Annotated in this window: 16 protein-coding genes; 8 read left to right on the top strand and 8 right to left on the bottom strand. The window is 48.7% G+C overall.

All coding sequences use genetic code 11. The annotated features are described in order from the left end of the window. Window positions 1–38: 38 nt before the first annotated feature. The 5 genes from CHL74_RS04940 (at window position 39) to CHL74_RS04920 (ending at window position 6532) form a co-directional block, all read left to right on the top strand. Window positions 39–1523: a THUMP domain-containing class I SAM-dependent RNA methyltransferase gene (locus CHL74_RS04940; RefSeq protein ID WP_094880060.1), complete on the top strand. Its 1485-nt coding sequence runs from the start codon at window positions 39–41 to the stop codon at window positions 1521–1523. Continuing rightward, window positions 1513–3735 carry a S9 family peptidase gene (locus CHL74_RS04935; RefSeq protein WP_094880059.1) on the top strand — a complete coding sequence of 741 codons (2223 nt, stop codon included), beginning with the start codon at window positions 1513–1515 and terminating at the stop codon, window positions 3733–3735. The genes CHL74_RS04940 and CHL74_RS04935 overlap by 11 nt, the downstream gene beginning before the upstream one ends. 19 nt (window positions 3736–3754) lie before the next feature. Next, a complete protein-coding gene (gene purD, locus CHL74_RS04930) occupies window positions 3755–5023 on the top strand; it encodes a phosphoribosylamine--glycine ligase (RefSeq protein WP_094880058.1) in 1269 nt (422 codons plus the stop codon). Window positions 5024–5123: 100 nt separating this feature from the next. Continuing rightward, on the top strand, window positions 5124–6056 hold the full coding sequence (locus tag CHL74_RS04925) for a hypothetical protein (protein ID WP_254923223.1): 933 nt from the start codon (window positions 5124–5126) through the stop codon (window positions 6054–6056). Between the two features lie 35 nt (window positions 6057–6091). Further along, a complete protein-coding gene (locus tag CHL74_RS04920) occupies window positions 6092–6532 on the top strand; it encodes a YqaA family protein (RefSeq protein WP_441339037.1) in 441 nt (146 codons plus the stop codon). Between the two features lie 3 nt (window positions 6533–6535). Here the strand turns inward: CHL74_RS04920 and CHL74_RS04915 are convergent, their stop codons facing one another. From CHL74_RS04915 to proS, 5 genes are all read right to left on the bottom strand, one after another. Then, complete coding sequence (locus CHL74_RS04915; protein WP_094880055.1) at window positions 6536–7570, bottom strand: zinc ribbon domain-containing protein; 1035 nt, start codon at window positions 7568–7570, stop codon at window positions 6536–6538. A gap of 30 nt (window positions 7571–7600) precedes the next feature. Beyond that, window positions 7601–9490, bottom strand: coding sequence for a peptidase U32 family protein (locus CHL74_RS04910; protein WP_094880054.1), 1890 nt, complete (start codon window positions 9488–9490; stop codon window positions 7601–7603). Window positions 9491–9525: 35 nt separating this feature from the next. Next, the gene (gene metA, locus CHL74_RS04905; protein WP_094880053.1) at window positions 9526–10443 is read right to left on the bottom strand and encodes a homoserine O-acetyltransferase MetA; all 918 of its coding nucleotides are present in this window, start codon (window positions 10441–10443) and stop codon (window positions 9526–9528) included. A 121-nt stretch (window positions 10444–10564) separates the two neighbouring features. Then, entirely contained in the window at window positions 10565–12259 is a 1695-nt protein-coding gene (locus CHL74_RS04900; protein ID WP_094880052.1) for a putative transporter, read from the bottom strand. 99 nt (window positions 12260–12358) lie between these two features. Then, window positions 12359–13840, bottom strand: coding sequence for a proline--tRNA ligase (gene proS, locus CHL74_RS04895; RefSeq protein WP_094880051.1), 1482 nt, complete (start codon window positions 13838–13840; stop codon window positions 12359–12361). Window positions 13841–14024: 184 nt separating this feature from the next. Here proS and CHL74_RS04890 point away from each other — a divergent pair, with 184 nt between their 5' ends. From CHL74_RS04890 to CHL74_RS04880, 3 genes are all read left to right on the top strand, one after another. Beyond that, window positions 14025–14699 carry an OmpA family protein gene (locus CHL74_RS04890; RefSeq protein WP_094880050.1) on the top strand — a complete coding sequence of 225 codons (675 nt, stop codon included), beginning with the start codon at window positions 14025–14027 and terminating at the stop codon, window positions 14697–14699. Between the two features lie 82 nt (window positions 14700–14781). Beyond that, window positions 14782–15525 carry a monofunctional biosynthetic peptidoglycan transglycosylase gene (mtgA, locus tag CHL74_RS04885; protein ID WP_094880049.1) on the top strand — a complete coding sequence of 248 codons (744 nt, stop codon included), beginning with the start codon at window positions 14782–14784 and terminating at the stop codon, window positions 15523–15525. Between the two features lie 58 nt (window positions 15526–15583). Beyond that, window positions 15584–17971, top strand: a complete 2388-nt coding sequence (locus tag CHL74_RS04880; RefSeq protein WP_094880048.1) for an ATP-dependent helicase — start codon at window positions 15584–15586, stop codon at window positions 17969–17971. Between the two features lie 58 nt (window positions 17972–18029). Here the strand turns inward: CHL74_RS04880 and CHL74_RS04875 are convergent, their stop codons facing one another. The 3 genes from CHL74_RS04875 to CHL74_RS04865 form a co-directional block, all read right to left on the bottom strand. Further along, a complete protein-coding gene (locus CHL74_RS04875) occupies window positions 18030–19604 on the bottom strand; it encodes an Rne/Rng family ribonuclease (protein ID WP_094880047.1) in 1575 nt (524 codons plus the stop codon). Between the two features lie 245 nt (window positions 19605–19849). Next, a complete protein-coding gene (locus CHL74_RS04870) occupies window positions 19850–20143 on the bottom strand; it encodes an HU family DNA-binding protein (RefSeq protein WP_094880046.1) in 294 nt (97 codons plus the stop codon). A 213-nt stretch (window positions 20144–20356) separates the two neighbouring features. Next, window positions 20357–21268 (bottom strand): FimB/Mfa2 family fimbrial subunit, encoded by a 912-nt coding sequence (locus CHL74_RS04865; RefSeq protein ID WP_094880045.1) that lies wholly within the window; start codon window positions 21266–21268, stop codon window positions 20357–20359. Window positions 21269–21330 lie beyond the last annotated feature (62 nt).

Genomic DNA, 21330 nt, shown 5'->3' with positions numbered 1-21330 from the left:
AATTTTGTAGGCAGAAAAATATTGCATCAATATAAGATATGAATGAATTTGAACTTATTGCCAAAACATTCATGGGACTGGAGCCCGTTTTGGCAAGAGAGCTTACCCAGATGGGGGCAAACAATGTGCAGATAGGTCGTCGTATGGTTTCGTTTACCGGCGATAAGGAAATGATGTATCGTGCCAACTTCCAACTCCACACGGCCATCAGAATTCTGAAGCCTATCGCAAGATTCAAGGCCCGCTCTGCGGACGAAGTGTATGAAGAGATTAAGAAGATAGACTGGGGACAGTATATAGAGAAGGGAAAGACTTTCTCCGTGGACTCTGTAGTTTATTCTGAGGAATTTCGCAATTCACGCTTCGTTACCTATAAGGTGAAGGACGCCATCGTCGACCAGTTCAGAGAGAAGACCGGCACACGTCCTAACATCTCTGTCAGCAATCCTGACATACGCCTGAACATCCACATCGCAGAGGCTGACGCTACGCTGTCGCTCGACTCAAGTGGCGAGTCGCTCCATCGTCGCGGCTACCGTCAGGAGTCGGTGGAGGCTCCGCTCAACGAGGTGCTGGCTGCAGGTATGATTATGATGACCGGATGGAACGGCGACTGCGACTTCATCGACCCTATGTGCGGTTCGGGAACGCTGCTCGTGGAGGCTGCTCTCATCGCCCATAACATGAGCCCTGGCATCTTCCGCAAGAGCTTCGCCTTCGAGAAGTGGCCCGACTTCGACGAGGAACTCTTCGACAAGATTTATAACGATGACTCGCAGGAGCGCGAGTTCACACACCATATCTATGGTTACGACGTGGACATGAAGGCCGTTAACACAGCCCGTCTTAACGTTCGTGCAGCAGGTCTCACAAAGGACATCACCGTGGAGCATGCTGACTTCAAGGACTTCAAGAAGCCTGCCGACAAGAGCATCATGGTGACCAATCCTCCTTACGGCGAGCGCATCTCTACGCCTAACCTCCTCAATACATATAAGATGATTGGCGAGCGTCTGAAGCATGCTTTCATGGGCAACGAGGCTTGGGTGCTGAGCTACCGCGAGGAATGCTTCGAGGCCATCGGTCTGAAGCCATCCATCAAGATTCCGGTTTATAACGGATCGTTGGAGTGCGAGTTCCGCAAGTATGCCATCTTCGACGGCACCATGAAGGACTTTCGTCAGGACGGCGGCGTGGTGAAGACTGAGGACGAGAAGCGTCAGATGGCAGAGAAGCATCGCTTCAAGAAGAACCGCGAGTTTAAGAAGCGTCTGGACGAGGACGAGGAAAACGCTGAGGCTGACATCCGCTCATTCAAGTTCCGCTCTATGGAACGTCAGGGCAGAGACTCTGACCGACGCGGCGGCGACCGTCGTGGCGGAAAGTTCCAGGACAATGACGACGAGCGCGGATCGTACAAGCGTCAGGGCGGTTTCGCCAAGGGAGGCTTCTCAAAGGGCGGCAAGCCGGGCAAGAGCAATAGAAAATTCTCAAACAAACGTAATTTTGATGATGAAGACTAAACTAATTTCCATTGCATTGTTCTCATTATTGGCATCTACTCCGATGAGCGCACAGGAACTGAAACATTTCACTCTGGAGGACCTGAACTTCGGCGGCACCAACTTCCGCGATATGCAGCCCCAGAACAAGTATTGCACCTGGTGGGGCAATCAGCTGGTTCGCCTTGACCGCAACGCCTGCTACCTGGTGGACAAGAAGACGGGCAAGGAGACGGAGCTGATGACGCTGGCACAGTTCAATCAGTGGGCTGGTCCTACGAAGGACATCAAGGCACGCTCGCTTATGGGCGCATCCTTCCCCTTTGCCGGCAAGCCGGTGGTGATGGTGCAGTCAGGCGACGTGATTTATATGGTCGACTTCAAGCGCCACAACCTCGTTGACCGCATGGACATGGAGGACGGCGAGGCAGTACTGGAGCTCAACACAAAGAGCGGAGCGGCTGCCATCCTCAAGGACGACAACCTCTACGTGAAGAAGGGCGACAGCAAATGGCAGCTTTCAGAGGACGGATCACGCGACATCGTCTACGGACAGGCTGTTCATCGTGACGAGTTCGGCATCAGAAAGGGCACTTATTTCTCACCAGACGGCGAGAAGCTGGCTTTCTATCGCATGGACCAGAGTATGGTGACGGACTATCCTCAGGTGGAAATCCCCGACCCCGTGTTTACGAATATGGATGAGGGCGAGTCGGTTATAGCCAAGTATGCCCCGTCAAGATATCCGATGGCTGGCGAGACTTCACACAAGGTTACTGTCGGCGTGTTCGACATGAAGACCGGTAAGACAGTTTATCTCAAGGCTGGTGACCCGACAGACCGCTACTTCACCAACATAGCTTGGAGCCCAGACGGCGAGAGCGTCTATATGTTTGAGGTGAACCGCGACCAGAACGACTGCCGCCTCACATGCTATAGCGCCAAGACAGGCGAGAAGACAGCCGAGCTTTATCGCGAGACTGACGAGCGATACGTGGAGCCGCAGGACCCCATCCTGTTCCTTCCTTGGGACAACACCAAGTTCATAATGCAGACACGTAAGGACGGATATAAGCACCTTTATCTCTGCGCTCTCGGCAAGAACGGCAGCCGCATGGCAAGCAACACCGTTTCGCTGGACGTGAAGCAGCTCACAAGCGGCGAATGGGAGGTTATGGAGGTGCTCGGATTCAACGCAAAGCGCCACGAAATCGTGATAGCTTCCAACGAGGCTAACCCCATTCAGCGCAATATCTTCTCTGTATCGGTGGACAACGGCAAGCGCCGCCTTGTGGACGACAACGGCAAGGGATGGCACAACAGCGTGCTGAGCGAAGACGGCACAAGCCTCTACGACAACTACTCAACTCCGGACATTCCCCGCAACATTGCCATCGTGGATATAGCAAGCGGCAAGAAGACATCTTACTTCAAGGCTGAGAATCCGTGGAAGGGCTACGACGTGCCCGAGTATTCTTGCGGCACTATTAAGGCTGACGACGGAAAGACCGACCTCTACTATCGCATGGTGAAGCCTACGAACTTCGACCCGAACAAGAAGTATCCCACTATCATATATGTATATGGTGGCCCGCACGCCCATAACGTGGATGCTCGCTGGAACTACTGCAGTCGCGGATGGGAGACTTATATGGCTCAGAAGGGATATCTGCTCTTCATCCTCGACAACAGAGGCAGCGAGCATCGTGGCAAGGCTTTCGAGCAGGCTACGTTCCGTCAGCTCGGACAGGTGGAGATGAAGGACCAGATGACTGGTGTGGAATATCTGAAGACCCTGCCTTACGTGGATGCAGACAAGATTGGCGTACACGGATGGAGCTTCGGCGGATTTATGACCATCTCGCTTATGACCAACTATCCTGACGTCTTCAAGGTGGGCGTAGCTGGCGGTCCGGTTATTGACTGGCGCTGGTACGAGGTGATGTATGGCGAACGTTACATGGACACACCTCAGGCCAACCCCGAGGGCTACGAGAAAACATCGCTCATCAACAAGGCGAAGGACCTCAAGGGCAGACTGCAGATCATTACAGGATATAACGACCCTACTGTCGTGCCGCAGCATTGCCTTTCGTTCCTCAAGGAATGTATAAAGGTGGGCACACAGCCCGACTTCTTCGTTTATCCGGGCGAGCCGCACAACATGCGCGGACACCAGAGCGTGCATCTCCATGAGAGAATTTCGCGTTATTTCGATGATTATCTTAAGTAAACGAATTTAAAATATAAAAATGAAAGTTCTTTTGTTAGGAAGTGGTGGCAGGGAGCATGCGTTAGCATGGAAGATTGCCCAGAGTGAAAAGGTGGAGAAGCTCTTCATCGCACCCGGTAATGCCGGTACAGGCGAGTGTGGAGAGAACGTGGCAATAGCTGCTGACGACTTCGAAAGCCTTAAGAAGTTTGCTGTCGACAATGGTGTGGACATGGTAGTGGTCGGTCCGGAGGATCCCCTTGTGAAAGGCATCTATGACGACTTCAAGAACGATGAGCGTACAGCCAGCATCCCCGTCATCGGCCCGTCAAAGGCTGGTGCGCAGATGGAGGGAAGCAAGGATTTTGCCAAGGCTTTCATGGCTCGCCATAACATCCCCACAGCCAAGTATCGTACATTCAACGGCACTAACGTGGAGGAGGGACTTCGCTTCCTCGAGACTCTGAAGGCTCCTTACGTGCTGAAGGCTGACGGTCTGTGCGCCGGAAAGGGCGTGCTGATTCTGCCTACGCTGGAGGAGGCTAAGAAGGAACTGAAGGAAATGCTCGGTGGCATGTTCGGCAACGCTTCTGCCAACGTGGTGATAGAGGAGTTTCTTTCAGGCATCGAGTGCTCTGTCTTCGTTCTTACGGACGGCAAGAACTATAAGATTCTTCCTGAGGCAAAGGACTATAAGCGTATTGGCGAGCACGATACGGGTCTTAACACAGGCGGTATGGGAAGCGTCACACCGGTGCCTTTCGCTGACGCCGCATGGATGAAGAAGGTGGAGGACCGCATCATTCGTCCTACTGTGGATGGTTTGGCAGAAGACGGTCTTGACTATAAGGGATTCATCTTCTTCGGTCTTATCAATGTTGACGGCGAACCGATGGTTATCGAGTATAACTGTCGTATGGGCGACCCTGAGACAGAGAGTGTGATGCTCCGTCTGAAGAGCGACATCGTTGACCTGTTCGAGGGTGTGGCTGAAGGCAATCTTGACCAGCGTCAGATTGAGTTCGACGAGAGATCTGTGGTTTGCGTAATGCTCGTAAGCGGCGGTTATCCGCAGGCTTACAAGAAGGGTTACGAGATTTGTGGCATCGGCGACGTAAAGGACTCTGTAGTGTTCCATTCCGGCACCAAGGAGGTTGACGGCAAGGTGGTCACCAATGGTGGCCGTGTCATTGCTGTAAGTTCTTATGGTAAGGACAAGGACGAGGCATTGGCAAAGTCGTTTGCTGAGGCTCAGAAGATTACGTTCACGGACAAGTATTTCCGTCGTGACATCGGTCAGGACCTGTAATACGCCACCGCTGACAAAGAGTAAACAATAAGGGGAAAGGGCGATGGCCACGCAATATGGCTTTCGTCCTCTCCCCATTTTTAATTTTTTTCGATAAGTAGTGATAACGAAGAGATTTCAAAACAAGGTGGCAGAGAGCCGCATCTCCCTGCCTGTTACGGGCATTTATGCCTTGGTGATGTGCCTGTTGGGAGGGATGTTTTCAGGACACATGTGGGCACAGTTCGGTCTGCTTGCCCTTGCTTCCTTCCTGATGATGATACTTAACAACGCCAACTCGCTGATTCGTATTTACAGTCGTATGGTGTCGTGCTCCTTCTTGGTGCTTTCGGTAATGTCGTTCTTCCTGTTGTCCGACATCAAGTGTGTGGCTATAGAGGTGAGCTTCATATCTTTTTATTTGTTCCTCTTCAGCGCTTATCAGGACAAGAGGGCTGTTGGCAAGGTTTATTATGCTTTCGTGATGTTGGGACTGGCAAGTGCCATGTACGTGCAGATACTCTATCTGTTGCCGGTGCTTTGGATTATTCTTTACACCAACATTATGGTGGGCTGCGGCAGGACCCTTCTGGCTTCGGTTCTTGGCGTGCTGACGCCTTATTGGTTTATAGGTGCGTATTATCTTTATCAGAATCAGACAGACTGGTTGGTGGACCATTTCTGCTCTATTGTAGACTTTCAGGGCATCGGCTTGTGGGCTGACGTGGAGTTTGTGAAGATTTGCACGATAGGCTTCGTGGTGGTGCTTTCGTTTCTTGGCATGATACATTTCCGTCTGAACAACTTCAAGGACAAGATACGTACACGTATGCTGTTCGAGGTGTTCTCGGTTATGTCGTTGGTTTCGATGGTAATGATGGCTGTTCATCCGCAGTCGATGGATTATCAGCTGGCTTTGCTGATAGTGAGCACGTCGCCTATGGTTGGTCATTACTTTGCGCTCACCCACACTTTCTGGACCAACATCTCTTTCTATGTCATTCTTATTGTCTCACTCGCATTAACAGCTTTTAATATATGGTTTCCGTTCTGATGCTTGTTTCGTTATCCGGCATTACGGATGCCATTATGGAGGTGTTGATGAGCTGGGGATACGTGGGAATGCTGCTGGCAGCGTTTCTTGCCGGAAGCTTCTTCCCGTTCAGTAGCGAGGCTGTCATGGTGGCTTTTCAGGCAGCCGGACTGAGTCCGATGACGCTGGTGGTTTATGCGACAATCGGAAATGTGCTCGGTTCGGTATTTAATTATGGTGTTGGTCGCCTCGGAAAGCTCGACTGGATAGAGCGTTATCTGCACGTAAAAGAGGAGAGTCTGCGTAAGGCTGAGCGCTTCATGGGCGGAAGAGGAGCCTGGATGGGATTCTTCGCCTTCCTGCCTTTGTTAGGAAGCGCCATAACGATATTATTGGGACTGATGAAAGCCAACTTTGTTATTTCTCTCGTTAGCATAACCATAGGAAAGCTACTGCGTTACCTGCTCCTCGCTTATGGAGCCTCATTCGTTTTCTGACATTTATGTGTTTAAGGTTCCACAATGCGGACAACGTCCTTTGTGGGTAAGCTTGGCTCCGCACTTGCCGCATACGTATGAGAAGTAATTGTTGGCTACGTATCGTTTTACGGCATAGAAAATGTATGCAAGTAAAAGGATGTAGCCTACGTAATAGAGCGTGGTGATACTGAAGATGATGTAGTTGGCAGAGCAAAGCGCAGCCAGTCCTGACAAGTACAATGTGGCATGGGCTGGCGACAATTTGTGGTAAACGTCATCTATGGTTGCTATCGTCATTATCACCATTGCCCATACCGATACTAAGAAAGCAGACAGTATGGGAGGAACGGCAAACGGATTAAGCGAAGGATGATAATAGAAGTGCTGCCATGTTTCGGGAGCGAATATCTGTATGCTGGAATAGAATGTGGCAGCCGATGCCACGCTTATGGCAAGCAGGGTGGGGTAGAACGAGTCGATATCGTTGAAATGCACCACCTTTGCCTTCTTCTTGCGTATGTTGAAGAACAGATAGCCGATGGCTATCACGCTGATGATTATCAGCGAGATGAGCAGATGAACATTTGAGAAGGTAAGGATAAACTGAGAAATAGGGTCGTCAGGCACCGTGCTCTTAAGCAGATGTTTCTCCCTTACCCAGCCGAATGTATACTGGTCACGTGCCACCTCAATCCATACCGAATCGACAGCGTCGTTCTTAAGCAGACGGAAGTCCACCACAACGAGTCGATCGTTATGGTAGACTGTAATAGTGTCCGTGGGAAGATTGACGAGCAATTCCTCCGGCTGTTGTCTGAGGAGAGGAAGCGAGTCGGCTGTCACTACGAAGTTATAGTTCTGTGCGTAGTGATGTTTATTGTAGAAAGCGTCGTTAATGCTGTCAGTCTGCTCTTCCTCGTCACTCAAGGTGTCTGGATTTCCGGAACTCACGTCGCCTGACACAAACACATTTTTCTTAGTGCTTGTGGAATTGTAGCATCCGGTCAGCATAGCTGCCATGACTAATGTTAATACAATAAACTTCAGTCTACTCATTACCTCTTTTTATATTATTCTTCTTGGAAATTATTCCTTCGGATAAATCTCCATCTGGCATTTTGCGCAGTTGAAGGCAAGCCTCATTTGTCTGCCGTCGCTTGACTGGATGAAGAGCGGCTCTTTCCATGTAGGCTGTTTGCCGCCACGCTTCACGCAGTAGCCCATGGCGTATCTCAGGCAGTAGCGGCACGTCATAAGCGGCTGTGCGGCTTGACGAGTGCCGTATGTGTGGCTGTTGTTCGTGGTTTCGTAAGCCGTTGTTGCATGAGCCACGCCGTTCTCCTCATAGAAGGTCTCTGCCATGTGATTGGCTACGTTTGAGGCATTTATCTTGGAGGCCTCTATGAAGTGTTTTTCTGACTTTCGTGCATTCTTGCGGCTTTGGCAGGAATAGTCATCCATAGTCTTTGCTGCGAGCTGTTCGGTTATGTCGCGTCGCATGGCAGCCAGTTTGCTGGAAGGAACAAAGAGTGAGCCTACGCCCTGACAGATGGTTATCTCTTCTGCGGCGAAGATGGTGTTGCCAAGTTTGCCGAGTTGTCTCTTTATGTTCTCCTCCTGTGGCGTCCTTGCTTCCTGCACGTCCTCGTCCAGTATGGCTTTTGCTTTTCTTCCCATCTCGTCACAGGCAGAAAGGCAAACCCTTCCGTCTTCAAGTGAAAGCGTGAGACTAAGAGCGATCTTGCGCTCAGCCGTACGACCTTCCATCTGACGTTCAAACTCCATGTCGTTATTGCGATAAAGAGCCATGCCGGGCTTTAATGATGCAGGCATGGAGAGAGGGTAGAGGCGGTTGTTGTCCACACGGTTGACGCGGAATCCTTCCAGTTTACGGTCCTTATCGAAGAAGCAGAGTCCGTCTCCGTTGGCGAAAGTAGCCGTTCCTGCCACGTTGAACGAACCGTGTCTTATTTCCTTCACATAGCCCACGTATTCGCCCATTGCTTTTGGAGTGTCCATAGACGAGATGTCGTCTCGGCGCTTGTCGAGGAAATAGTTGGTAAATCCACGATTGAACGTCTTGTTGATGTTGGGGGTGAACGTTGTCTTCACCTTTCCATAAGAACTACGGCAGTATTTGTCGGGATGTTGCTCTATTATTCTGTCAAGCTCCTCGTTATATGCAGCCACCACATTCTTCACGTATGTGGCATCCTTCAGTCGCCCTTCAATCTTCAGAGACGTGGCTCCTGCCTCAATTATCTCTTCCAGTCTGCTTAGCTGGTTGAGGTCTTTAAGAGACAAAAGATAGCTATCGTGAATGATGGTCTTCCCTTGGCTGTCCTTAAGATCGAAGGCATGGCGGCAGAACTGTGCGCATTCGCCACGATTGGCGCTTCTGCTGAAGCAATGTTGCGAAGCGTAGCAGGCTCCTGAATAGCTTACGCAGAGAGCACCATGTACGAACACCTCAAGCTCCACGTCTGGATGGTCGTTATGTATGGCTGTTATTTCCTGAAGCGAGAGTTCGCGAGCCAGAACCACACGGTCGAAGCCAACGCTTGCGAGCCATCCGACTTTTTCGCTGTTGCGGTTGTCGGTCTGAGTGGAGGCATGGAGCTGCGGAAAGCGCTTGCCCTTGAATCGTTCATCTTCTGATATTTCACGCATCATCTGGACGACTGCCATGTCCTGTACCAGTATGGCGTCCACCTCAGCAAGTACAAGGTCTTCGAGCAGACTCTTCGCCTTGCTAAGCTCGTTCTCGTATACGATGGTATTGACGGTAACATACACCTTTGCGCCGAACTGATGAGCATAGGCGGCAAGCTTGGCAATATCGCCGACCTCGTTACCGGCAGCCTGTCTGGCACCGAAATCCTTTGCTCCTATATATACGGCGTCCGCTCCATGGTCGATGGCCACGATGCCGCATTCTAAGTTCTTTGCAGGAGCAAGAAGTTCGATTGGGCGCAAAGTATGTTGCTTTTTACTTTTATGGGATGTGTATGTCATTTTATGTCGTCAATATTGAATGGAGTTTCCTGATAAATATAGTAGTTTATCCAGTTGTTGAACAGGAGGTTGCCATGTGCACGCCAAGTCACGTGAGGCGGATTGTCAGGATTGTCGTCCACGTAATAGTTCTGCGGCATCTTTACGTCATCACGTTTATCCTTGTCGCGACGATATTCATGATCGAGCGTATACGGAGCATACTCCATGTGTCCGGTTACGAAAATCTGTCGTCCGTCTTTTGCCATTACGATGCTCACGCCGCTTTCTTCCGACTCGGCTATGATGTCAAGTTCCTTATGCTTCTCTATGTCTTCGCGTCTTACTTCCGTATGACGGCTGTGTGGCATGAAGAAGGTGTCGTCGAAGCCACGGAATATGGGGAGTGTAGGCTTTAGCGGACGCTGCTCGAAGATGCCGAACTTCTTGGTGGGCAACTTATGCTTCGGCACTCCATAATGGAAATAGAGTCCGGCTTGCGCGGCCCAACATATATACATAGTGCTGGTGACGTGTGTGTCTGCCCAGCGGAAGATTTCGGATATTTCCTCCCAGTAGCTTACGTCCTCAAACTCGAGGTGCTCTATCGGCGCTCCTGTTATTATCATTCCGTCGAATTTCTCCTTTGCCAACACCTCAAAGTCCTTGTAGAACATCATCATGTGCTCTATCGGCGTGTTCTTCGACGTGTGGCTCTTTATCTTCATAAAGTAAATCTCAAGCTGAAGCGGAGTATTGGAGAGCAGGCGTACAAGGTCGGTTTCTGTGGTTATCTTCAAAGGCATGAGATTGAGAATCACAATTCTCAGAGGGCGTATATCCTGTGTCGTGGCGCGAGAGTTGTTCATAACGAAGATGTTCTCGTTCTTAAGCAGCTCTATCGCGGGGAGTCTGTCCGGTAATCTAAGTGGCATGTTATGATTTATTTTATATTTACATGCAAAGTTAATGATTTATTTTTGTTTGGAAAAACATAAACAAAAAAAGCCACTTTTGACAATTCAAAAGTGGCTATAGTATTATGTAATAATTTGCTTATCCGCAGCAGAATAGCACAATCAACTGTGCTGTGAAGATACGGAGGAACATGCTAAGCGGGTAAACCGTAGAGTAACCGATGGCAGGAGCCTCACGTGAGCATATAGAGTTGGCGTATGCAAGGGCTGGTGGGTCGGTACATGTACCGGCAATCATACCCATGAGCGTGAAGTAGTTGAACTTGAACTTCAGGCGTGCTATAACGCCTACGATAAGGATGGGCACGATGGTGATGATGAAGCCAGTTGCTACATACAAGAGTCCGTCGCCCTGCACTACTGTGTGCCAGAAGTTGGCTCCAGCCTTAATGCCGACACTTGCAAGGAAGAGCACAAGGCCAATCTCGCGAAGCATCATGTTGGCGGACGTCGTGGTGTAAGTGTTAAGCTTCATGCGATGTCCGAATCGGCCAATCAGGATGGCGATGATGAGCGGACCACCGGCAATACCCAACTTCATAGGTACGGGCATTCCTGGAATAGCGAAAGGTATGCTACCGAATAGGATACCTACGATGATGCCGATGAAGATCGTGGCGATGTTAGGATGGTCAAGACGCTTAACGGAGTTACCCATCATTTCTGCGATTCTGCTGACATTATCCTTAGGACCTACAACGAGAATCTTATCGCCCACCTGAAAGCGGTAGTTGCGGCTGGCAAAGACGTCCAAGCCCTGACGTGAGATACGTGTTACTGTTACGCCGTATACGCTTGAGAAGTGCATCTTGCCAAGTGTCTTACCGTTCATAGAAGAGTTGGTGACTACGATTCGGCGTGAAATCATCGGCTGGTTGCTGTCTTCCTCCTCCCAAGCCATCTCTATCTCAGGACCTATGAATGCCTGAATGGCTTCTGCGTCAGCTTCTGCACATACCACGAGTACCTCGTCGCCCATCTCTAAGACGTCCTGACTGCTTGGTATCGAAACTTTACCTTCATGCATAAGGCGTGAGAATACAACGTCGCGGTTGAGAAACTCGTTGATTTGCTCTACTGTACGGCCTGCTAGATAAGTATTGTTCACCTTGAGGTGCATCTGGTGGGGCTTTGCGTGAGGATCCTCAGCTTCTGCCTCTCTCAGTTCTTCTTCCTCCTCAGCCAACTTTGTGCCGGTGATGAAGCGTACGGCGATGGTTGCGCCGATAATGCCGAGCACACCAAGGGGGTAAGCGCAAGCATAACCTGAAGCAATCTGCGGGAGAGTGGACTTGTCAGCCCAAACAGACTCAAGAGCTTCGTTGGCAGCACCAAGACCCGGAGTGTTGGTGACGGCACCGTAGAGAGTACCCACCATCATCGGAAGGTTGGTCTTGTCGTTGGTGTCGAAGAAGAGGAAGTAACATGCAAACATCACAGCCACGTTCAGAAGAACGGTGGTGGTGGAGAGCAAGTTAAGAGTTACGCCACCCTTCTTGAAGCTTTCGAAGAAGCCCGGTCCGACCTGCAGACCGATACAGAATACGAACAGGATAAGTCCGAAGTCCTGTATGAAACTCAAGATGTTTACGGGTGCTGTGAATCCGATGTGACCGGCAACGATGCCTGCAAAAAGCACGAAGGTCACACCCAGCGAGATTCCGCCAATCTTTATCTTTCCAAGCAATATTCCGACAGCGATGACTATGGAATAAAGCAAGGCGATATGGGCAATGGAATCTGTGTCTGTGAATAATCTAATTATCCAATCCATTGTTTATTTGTTAGAGTTTGGTAAGTTTGGTTCTTTATGATGAATCTGAGCAACATACACATATATTATATGTATATTGCTCAGACTATGTAGCTTTTATTAGTAGCTGCGGGCGATGAGTACGCGATGCTTGGCTGGCTTGCCAGACACCATGTCTACGCCAGGAGTCTGCTCGAACATAAACGGCACGCAACGGATAGTGGCCTGAGTGTCCTCCTTGATTTTTGCCTCAGTCTCGGCTGTGCCGTCCCAATGGCAAAGGAAGAAGCCTCCGTCCTTTACGCGCTCCTTGAATTCTTCATAGTTGTCGCACTCATAGATGTGAGTGTTGCGATAGTCGAGAGCCTTCTTGAAGATGTTGTCCTGAATGTCCTCGAGGAGCTGCTTAACGTAGTCTGTAAGACCGTCGATGCTGCGTGTCTCCTTCTCCAGAGTGTCGCGGCGCATAATCTCGATGGTGCCTTCCTCAAGGTCGCGTGCTCCCATAACGAGGCGTACGGGCACACCCTTAAGCTCGTAATCAGCAAACTTGAAGCCCGGACGCTTGTTTGTGGCGTCGTCGTACTTGATGCTGATGCCTGCCTGCTTCAACTCGTTGATAATCGGCATGAGCTTGTCAGTAATGGCCTGAAGCTGTTCGTCGTTCTTTGAGATAGGAATAACCACAACCTGCAGTGGAGCGAGCTTCGGAGGAAGCACCAGTCCGTTGTCGTCAGAGTGGGTCATGATGAGCGCTCCGATAAGACGTGTAGACACACCCCATGATGTAGCCCATACATACTCCGGCTTATTCTCCTTATTAAGGTATGTAACGTCGAAAGCCTTGGCGAAATTCTGTCCGAGGAAGTGGCTGGTGCCGCTCTGGAGTGCCTTGCCATCCTGCATCATGGCTTCGATGGTGTAAGTGTCGAGGGCTCCTGCAAAACGCTCGGTCTCGCTCTTCACGCCCTGTACCACCGGCACAGCCATCCACTTCTCAGCGAAGTCGGCATAAACGTGGAGCATCTTCTTTGCTTCCTCTTCTGCCTCTTCTCTTGTGGCGTGGGCTGTGTGACCCTCCTGCCATAAGAACTCGGATGTGCGGAGGAACGGACGAGTGCGCATCTCCCAACGCATTACGTTACACCACTGGTTGCACATAAGCGGCAGGTCACGGTAAGAGTGAATCCAGTTCTTGTATGTGTTCCAGATAATGGTCTCGGATGTCGGGCGTACGATAAGCTCTTCTTCCAGTTTTGCATTCGGGTCTACCTCGATGCCTGTCTTGTCCTCGTTCACTCTGAGGCGGTAGTGTGTAACTACGGCGCACTCCTTGGCGAATCCTTCTACATGCTCAGCTTCGCGGCTGAAGAACGATTTCGGGATGAGGAGCGGGAAGTAAGCGTTCTGTGCTCCGGTTTCCTTGAACATCAGGTCGAGCTGATGCTGCATTTTCTCCCAAATAGCGTAGCCGTAAGGCTTGATGACCATGCATCCGCGTACGGCAGACTGCTCAGCGAGGTCAGCCTTGGTCACAAGATCGTTGTACCACTGGCTGTAGTTCTCTGAGCGTTTTGTCAGATGTTTTAATTCTTTTGCCATTGTTGTATAATGTGTATATTTTTAATCCGTTGTATTGCGTGTTTGACATCAACACATAATTGTGTGCAAAAATACAAAAAAATGTTGTAACATTACCATTGATATTGAAAAAACCATTATCTTTGCAAACAATAAAGCGTTGTGAAGACGCTTTTTCAGAATTAATTTAAAGAAAACAAATATTATGAACAAGATTAAAGGAATGACCATTGCAATGGGAATGTTGGCAGTGGTAGGATGTGCTACAAAGCAGGGTACAGGTTCGCTTATAGGTGCAGGTGGTGGCGCAATCATAGGTGGCATCATTGGCAAGTTGGCTGGCAATACAGCTGTAGGCGCAGCTATTGGTGGTGCTGTTGGTGCTGGTACGGGCGCCATCATCGGTCATCACATGGACAAGGTTGCTGAGCAGGCTAAGCAGATTGAGAACGCAAAGGTGGAGAAGGTAACAGACAAGAACGGTCTTGAGGCTGTAAAGGTAACCTTCGATTCAGGTATCCTCTTTGCAACAAACAAGTCAGACCTTAATGCCAACTCAAAGAACGATTTGGCTAAGTTCTCTACAGTATTGAAGAACAATTCTGACTGTCATATCGACGTATTCGGACATACCGACTCTTCTGGCAATGATGCCATCAACGTTCCTTTGAGCAACAAGCGTGCACAGAGCGTTGTCAACTACCTCAAGCAATGTGGCGTTTCTGCAGCTCAGTTCCAGAACGTACAGGGCAAGGGTAGTTCAGAGCCCGTTGCAGACAACACTACAGCAGCCGGCAAGCAGCAGAACCGTCGTGTAGAGGTTTTTCTCTACGCAAGCCAGGCTATGGTTGACGCAGCAAATGCAGGCACACTTAAGTAAGCATAAGATTTAAGTATTTAGGAAGTTAAGCAGTCGCAGATATCTGTATTGGGCGATTGCTTAACTTCTTTGCTTTATATATATGACATTACATAATCCTATTTTCAAGATAATACGTTGGGTGTTGGCGCTTTTCTTCAGTTCCACTATTCTTGCTGTTGTCGTCTATCGCTTTGTTCCTGTCTACATCACGCCGTTGATGGTGATACGTTGCTTTCAACAGGCGGCTGACGGAGAAAGCATAAAGATGAATCATCATTGGGTTTCGTTGGGAAAGATTTCGCCACACTTGCCGGTAGCGGTTATGGCGAGTGAAGACCAGCGTTTCCTTGTGCATCATGGCTTCGACTTTAATGCCATTCAACAGGCAGCCAAGCACAACCGTTCTGGTGGCACAAAGCACGGTGCCAGCACCATTTCGCAGCAGACCGCCAAGAACGTGTTTCTTTGGCCGGGACGCAGCTGGACAAGAAAAGGTTTTGAGGTTTACTTTACGGCACTCATAGAGTTGCTGTGGAGCAAGCAACGCATTATGGAGGTGTATCTTAATTCCATAGAAATGGGTAACGGCATTTACGGCGCGGATGCTGTGGCACGTCACCATTTCGGCAAGACAGCCATTGAGCTGTCGCGCTCAGAATGTGCTTTGATAGCTGCCACGTTGCCTAATCCGCGTGTCTATGACAGTAGCAATCCCAGTGCCTATGTCCGTGCACGTCGTGGCAAGATAGAAAACCAGATGAGGTTTATCCCGTCCTTTCCGAAGGAGGGTGAAGACTATGATCCGGAGACCACCTCAGGCGGATATTACCGTCAACGTCATTAATTGCTGACACACAATACCATTCAGTTAGTTTTACATATCCATTCATAATCCCATAATCGTGACAAATCTTCTTTCTTCTCTGAGCCAAAGCCAGAAGGCTGCGGTGGAATATATTGACGGTCCTGAACTTGTTATTGCAGGTGCAGGATCGGGCAAGACGCGTGTGCTGACATACAAGATAGCGTATCTTATCAGCCAGGGCTATGAGCCTTGGCGAATCCTGGCGCTTACCTTCACCAACAAGGCTGCCCGTGAGATGAAGGAGCGTATCGGCGGTTTGATGGGTATGGATGTGGCACGCTATCTGAATATGGGAACCTTCCACTCCATATTCCTGCGAATCCTGCATGTGGAAGCTGAGAAGGTGGGACTGAAGTCGAACTTTACCATCTATGACGATTCTGACTCGCGCACGCTTGTCAGCGGCATCGTGAAAGAGATGGGGCTTGACGACAAGAAGTATAAGCCTTCTGCCGTGCTGTCAAGGATAAGCATGGCAAAGAACCGTCTGATTTCTCCTGAAGCCTATCTTTCTGATGGCAGCATTCTTGAGAGCGACATAAGGAGCAGCATGCCTAAGGTGGGCGAGATTTATCATCGCTACATGTTACGTTGCCGCATGGCCAATGCCGTCGACTTCGACGACATGCTCTACTATACGTACTTCCTCCTTTCTAAAAACAAGGACATCTGCGTCAAGTATGCCGAAAGGTTCCGTTATGTTCTTGTGGACGAGTATCAGGACACCAACTATGCCCAGCAAGCCATTATCACGCTCCTTACACGCGATTCAGGAAAGATCTGCGTCGTAGGCGACGATGCTCAGAGTATCTATGCTTTCCGTGGAGCCAATATTGACAATATCCTGAATTTCAGAAATGTATATCAAGGAGCGAAGCTGTTCAAGCTTGAACGAAACTACCGAAGCACGCAGAATATAGTGGAGGCTGCCAATTGTCTTATTGCCCACAACCAACGTCAGATTCCGAAGAATGTATATAGTGAGAATCTGGAAGGCGACAAGGTGCAGCTCGACATTACATATTCTGACCGTGAAGAAGTAAGCGTTGTGTGCAACAATATCCGACGCCTGCATCTTCGTGAGCAGGTGGCTTATTCCGATATGGCGATATTGTATCGTACGAACGCTCAAAGCCGTCTCTTTGAGGACGAGTTGCTGCATGCCCGAATACCATATCGTATTTATGGTGGACTCAGCTTCTATCAGCGTAAGGAGATAAAGGACATCATAGCCTATTTCCGCCTTGTGGCAAATCCGGATGATGACGAGGCGCTGAAGCGAATTATCAACTATCCTAAGCGTGGTATCGGAAATGTCACGGTAGATAAGATCTCGGCTGCAGCTCATGACCGCAACATATCTCTATGGGATGTGACGGCAGATCCTCTCGGAAGCGGAACCGGACTTGCTGTCGCCACTTCACGTAAAGTTTCTGACTTCCATAAGTTTATCCAGGGATTTATGGATGATATGGCTGAAAAGGACGCTTACCAGCTTGGAAAGCGAATAATAGAGGAGAGCGGCATCTCGCAGACTATAGTGTCGGAGGCTGACGACGACAAAATTAAGAAAGAGAAGATGGAGAACGTAGAAGAACTTGTGTCCGGACTCCGCGACTTTGTCGACACAAAGCGTGAGGAAGGGCTCTTGGAGAGCGTCTCGTTGAGCCATTTTCTTCAGGAAGTGTCGCTACTTACCGACTTGGATCGTGACGGTAAAGGTGATGAAGCCTTAGAGGACAATTCTGACGAGGGAAGAGTGTCGCTTATGACCGTACATGCTTCGAAGGGATTGGAGTTCGATTCGGTTTTCGTCGTAGGTCTGGAGGAGAATCTTTTCCCAAGTGCAAGAGCACTTGAGAGCTTGCGTGAACTTGAGGAGGAGCGTCGTTTGTTGTATGTGGCGATGACCCGTGCCGAACGCCATTGCTTTCTGACTTGTGCAAAGAGCAGATATCAGTATGGCAATATGCAATTCAATACCCCCAGCCGTTTCCTTCGTGAGATTGACAGTCATCTTATGAATGTTAACGGCAAGCTCCCGGGACGTGAAAGCCGTGAATATGCTACTTCGCCTACAAGTTTGCGTGGCTTCGATTCGCCATTGCGAAGGACAGATTCGGCTGCCTCCAGTCGTCTTGGAGTGTTCAGTCGCCAAGCCTCTCCATCAGACCGTCAGTCGCCTTCTTCAGGTTTTCGTCGTGTTTCGGCTTCCTCTTTGCAATCCCCCGCAGCTTCTCTGTCTTCAGCAGCAACGGAGAAACATAGCCTTGCGGTTGGATCCACCATCGAACACCAGCGTTTCGGCATCGGCAAGGTGATTAAAGTGGAGGGAGTAGGAGAGAACGAGAAAGCCACAGTATTGTTCAATAACGTGGGAAGCAAGTGCTTGTTGCTTAAGTTTGCGAAATACAAACTAATGTGATAAAAAAGCATGGCTTGGAACTCTGCAGAATGTTCAGAATGTCCAAGCCATGCTTTCTTTATTTAGTTTCTATTTCTTCCTTCATGTCAATAAACTGCTTCTTGCTGTCGTAGAATTCGTATTGCAGGAATGCGAGTTTCTGCGAAGGAATGACGTGTACTCCCAGTCCGTACTTTATCTGCCACTTGCGCTTGAGGGAGACAAATCCCTTGTTGATGTAAGCGGCTACGTATGGATGGACGTGCAAATAGAATGTTTTTACTCCAATCTTGTTTACGAGTCGGTCTATCTTACTCTCGAGCTGATCCGTGAAAATTATGCTCGACTTTATCTTTCCCTTACCAAAACATGTAGGGCAGGTTTCCTCTACGTTGACATCCATTGCAGGACGAACCCTCTGGCGCGTAATCTGCATTAAGCCGAACTTGCTTAACGGCAGGATGTTGTGGCGTGCGCGGTCCTTCTGCATGTTCTTACACATGCGCTCGTAAAGGAGCTGTCGGTCTTCCGCAAGGTTCATGTCAATAAAGTCAACGACGATGATGCCTCCCATGTCTCGCAGGCGTAGTTGGCGTGCAAGTTCGTCTGCTGCACCAAGGTTGACGTCCAGAGCGTTGGCTTCCTGACCGTTGTCAGAATGCGATCGGTTGCCGCTGTTCACGTCCACTACATGCAGGGCCTCGGTATGCTCGATGATGAGGTAAGCACCGTGCTTGTAGTTGACCGTCTTTCCGAAACTTGACTTTATCTGCTTTGTGACGTTGAAATTGTCGAAGATGGGGACGTTTCCTGTATAAAGCTTCACTATGTTAGCCTTCTCTGGGGCGATGAGAGACACGTAGTGTTTCACTTCTTTATATACATTCTCGTCGTTTACGTATATGTTCTCGTATGTGGGGTTGAATAAGTCCCTCAATAATGCTACGGCTCTTCCTGTCTCCTCGAAAATCAGCTGTGGGCGCTTTTGTGTTTTCTGCACTTTGATGAGCGCGTCCTCCCAGCGTTTCATGAGGATCTTGAGCTCTGCGTCGAGTTCTGCCACTCTTTTGCCCTCTGCCACCGTGCGTACTATGACGCCACAGTTCTTGGGCTTGATGCTGTTAATGAGTTGCTTGAGTCTGGCACGTTCTTCGCCGCTTTTTATCTTAGTAGATACAGACACTTTGTCGCCGAAAGGCATAAGGACAAGGTATCTGCCGGCAAAACTCAACTCTCCCGTAAGTCGGGGACCTTTTGTTGATATCGGCTCTTTGACAATTTGCACCAATACTTCCTCGCCTACAGTAAGCGTGTTCTGCACACTTCCGTCCTTTCTGAGGTCAGGTAGCTTGGTGGCTTTTGAGAATGGATAAAGTCTTTTTCTGTCGCTTTGAACTTGTTTGAGATATTTCTCGTAAGAACTGAATTGACTTCCTAAATCAAGATAATGGAGAAAAGCGTCGCGTTCATAACCCACGTCCACAAAGCTGGCGTTCAGTCCTGGCATCAGTTTCTTTACTTTAGCAACGTATATGTTGCCAACAGAGAACGATGCTGAACGTGGTTCTGTCTGATACTCCACAAGTCTCTTGTCTTCCAGGAGAGCTATGGAAATTTCGTTTTGTTGTACGTCAATGATTACTTCGCTTGTCATCTCTCTTTTTTTAGATTATAAAAAATAAAGGGGCGCGCCAAGTCCTCTGCGGATGCATTGATTTGACACGCCCCTTTCAGGAACTGACACTTATTGGCCGGCTCTATTTACTTGCTCTTGTGTCTGTTCTTGCGTAATCTCTTCTTACGCTTGTGAGTAGCCATCTTGTGTCCCTTTTTTTTTCTTTCCGTTAGGCATAACTTTAAATTTTTATTGATTAATATGTTAATTGTATGTATTTATTCTTACTTCTCCATCGTTGCGTTCTTCATCTCTTCAATGAAGCACTTAGCAGGCTTGAAGCTAGGCTGATCGTGAGCGCCAATTTTCATCGTTGTCTTCTTCAGGATGTTTCTGGCTGTCTTAGCTGCACGATGTTTTACTATGAAGCTTCCAAATCCACGCAGGTACACATTCTCCTTGTTTGACAATAGGCTGTCCTTGATGCTTTCCATAAAACTCTCAACTACAACAGCCACGTCTTTCTTTTGTAGACCAGTGTTATCAGCAATTTTGTTAATGATATCTGCTTTTGTCATTTGAACTTTATAATTTTATTGTTATCTTGTTTTTACCCTTTTCTGAAAAAGGTCATGCAAAGATACAAGTTTTTCGTGTTATATAAAAATTTCTGACCTACTTTTTCAAGGTTTTTACAATATTCGGCTTTCGAAGTGCTTTATTTTCACGTTGTTAAGAGCAGATATTGATGTGTGTCAATTTCTTGAATGCATGTTAAGGTCGACTGTTTATCAGTATTCGTAGTTTTCCTGCTTCCATTCTCCGTCTATGCTGACATTGAATCCGCGTCCGCCTTCGGGTGCTTCGCCATAGAAATAGCCTGAATATTGGGTTATGGTGTTTGTCCTCATCGTGACGTTTTCAATTGTTCTTACGTAGTCGGCAGGCGAGTCTGTCTTTGTTCCTCTAAGAGCGGATATCTCGAATTTCAGCTTCTTGTCGCCTTGATGCGGGAAAGTGTATACTTCGTATCTCGATTCCTGTTCGTATGCCTCTTCGCTTACCGTTCTGTATTCTGTCTGTTTTGAGTTGACGCAGCCATATCCTGTGGTAGCGTCGAATGTGCTGCTGCCGCCTGTATAGTAGATTTTCATCTGCTTTATGGTCTTCGGAGTCTCGTCTTTCACCACGAGTCTGAACTTTCCGACGGCTCGTTTCAGAGTTACGTCATAGGTGGCGTCTTCTTCTATGTCCATTTGTCCATAATAATAAAAGGTGTCGGTAACCTTGTTTCCTGGAAATTTTATTTGCGATGGGGATGTGAAGGTTGGGTTCCCGTCACCATTGTGTGCTATAAACACGAAGCCGTATGTGCCTTTGTTAAGGCTTATGTCGAAGTGCCCGAAGTTGTTGTCTGACAATTCCTGATTGGCTGCTTTTAGTTTGTTGTCTGTTTCGTCGAATATTGCGAGGCTTATACGGCTGCAATAATTCTTTAATGCGGTATTTCCGTTCCTGCTTGCCTCGTCATCTCCGTCGTATGAAGGGTTGGATATGTTATTGGCATCGAACGATATTTTTATCTCCGATCCCAATTCTATTGGTTTGTTGACCGCCCCTTCTTCCTCCATTGTGGCTTTTTCGCATGAGAAAAGGCTCGTAAGAAGCATAGCAGCAAAAGTAATTCTTAGTAGCGTTTTCATATGGTTGGTCGATAGTTCTATTTAGTTTATAAAAAATGTAAGTTTAGAATTGAGAGTAATCA

This window comes from Prevotella sp. 885, assembly GCF_002265625.1.
GTDB lineage: Bacteria > Bacteroidota > Bacteroidia > Bacteroidales > Bacteroidaceae > Prevotella.
The sequence above is the reverse complement of the archived record's forward strand: the minus strand, read 5'-3'. Positions and strand labels throughout refer to the sequence as shown.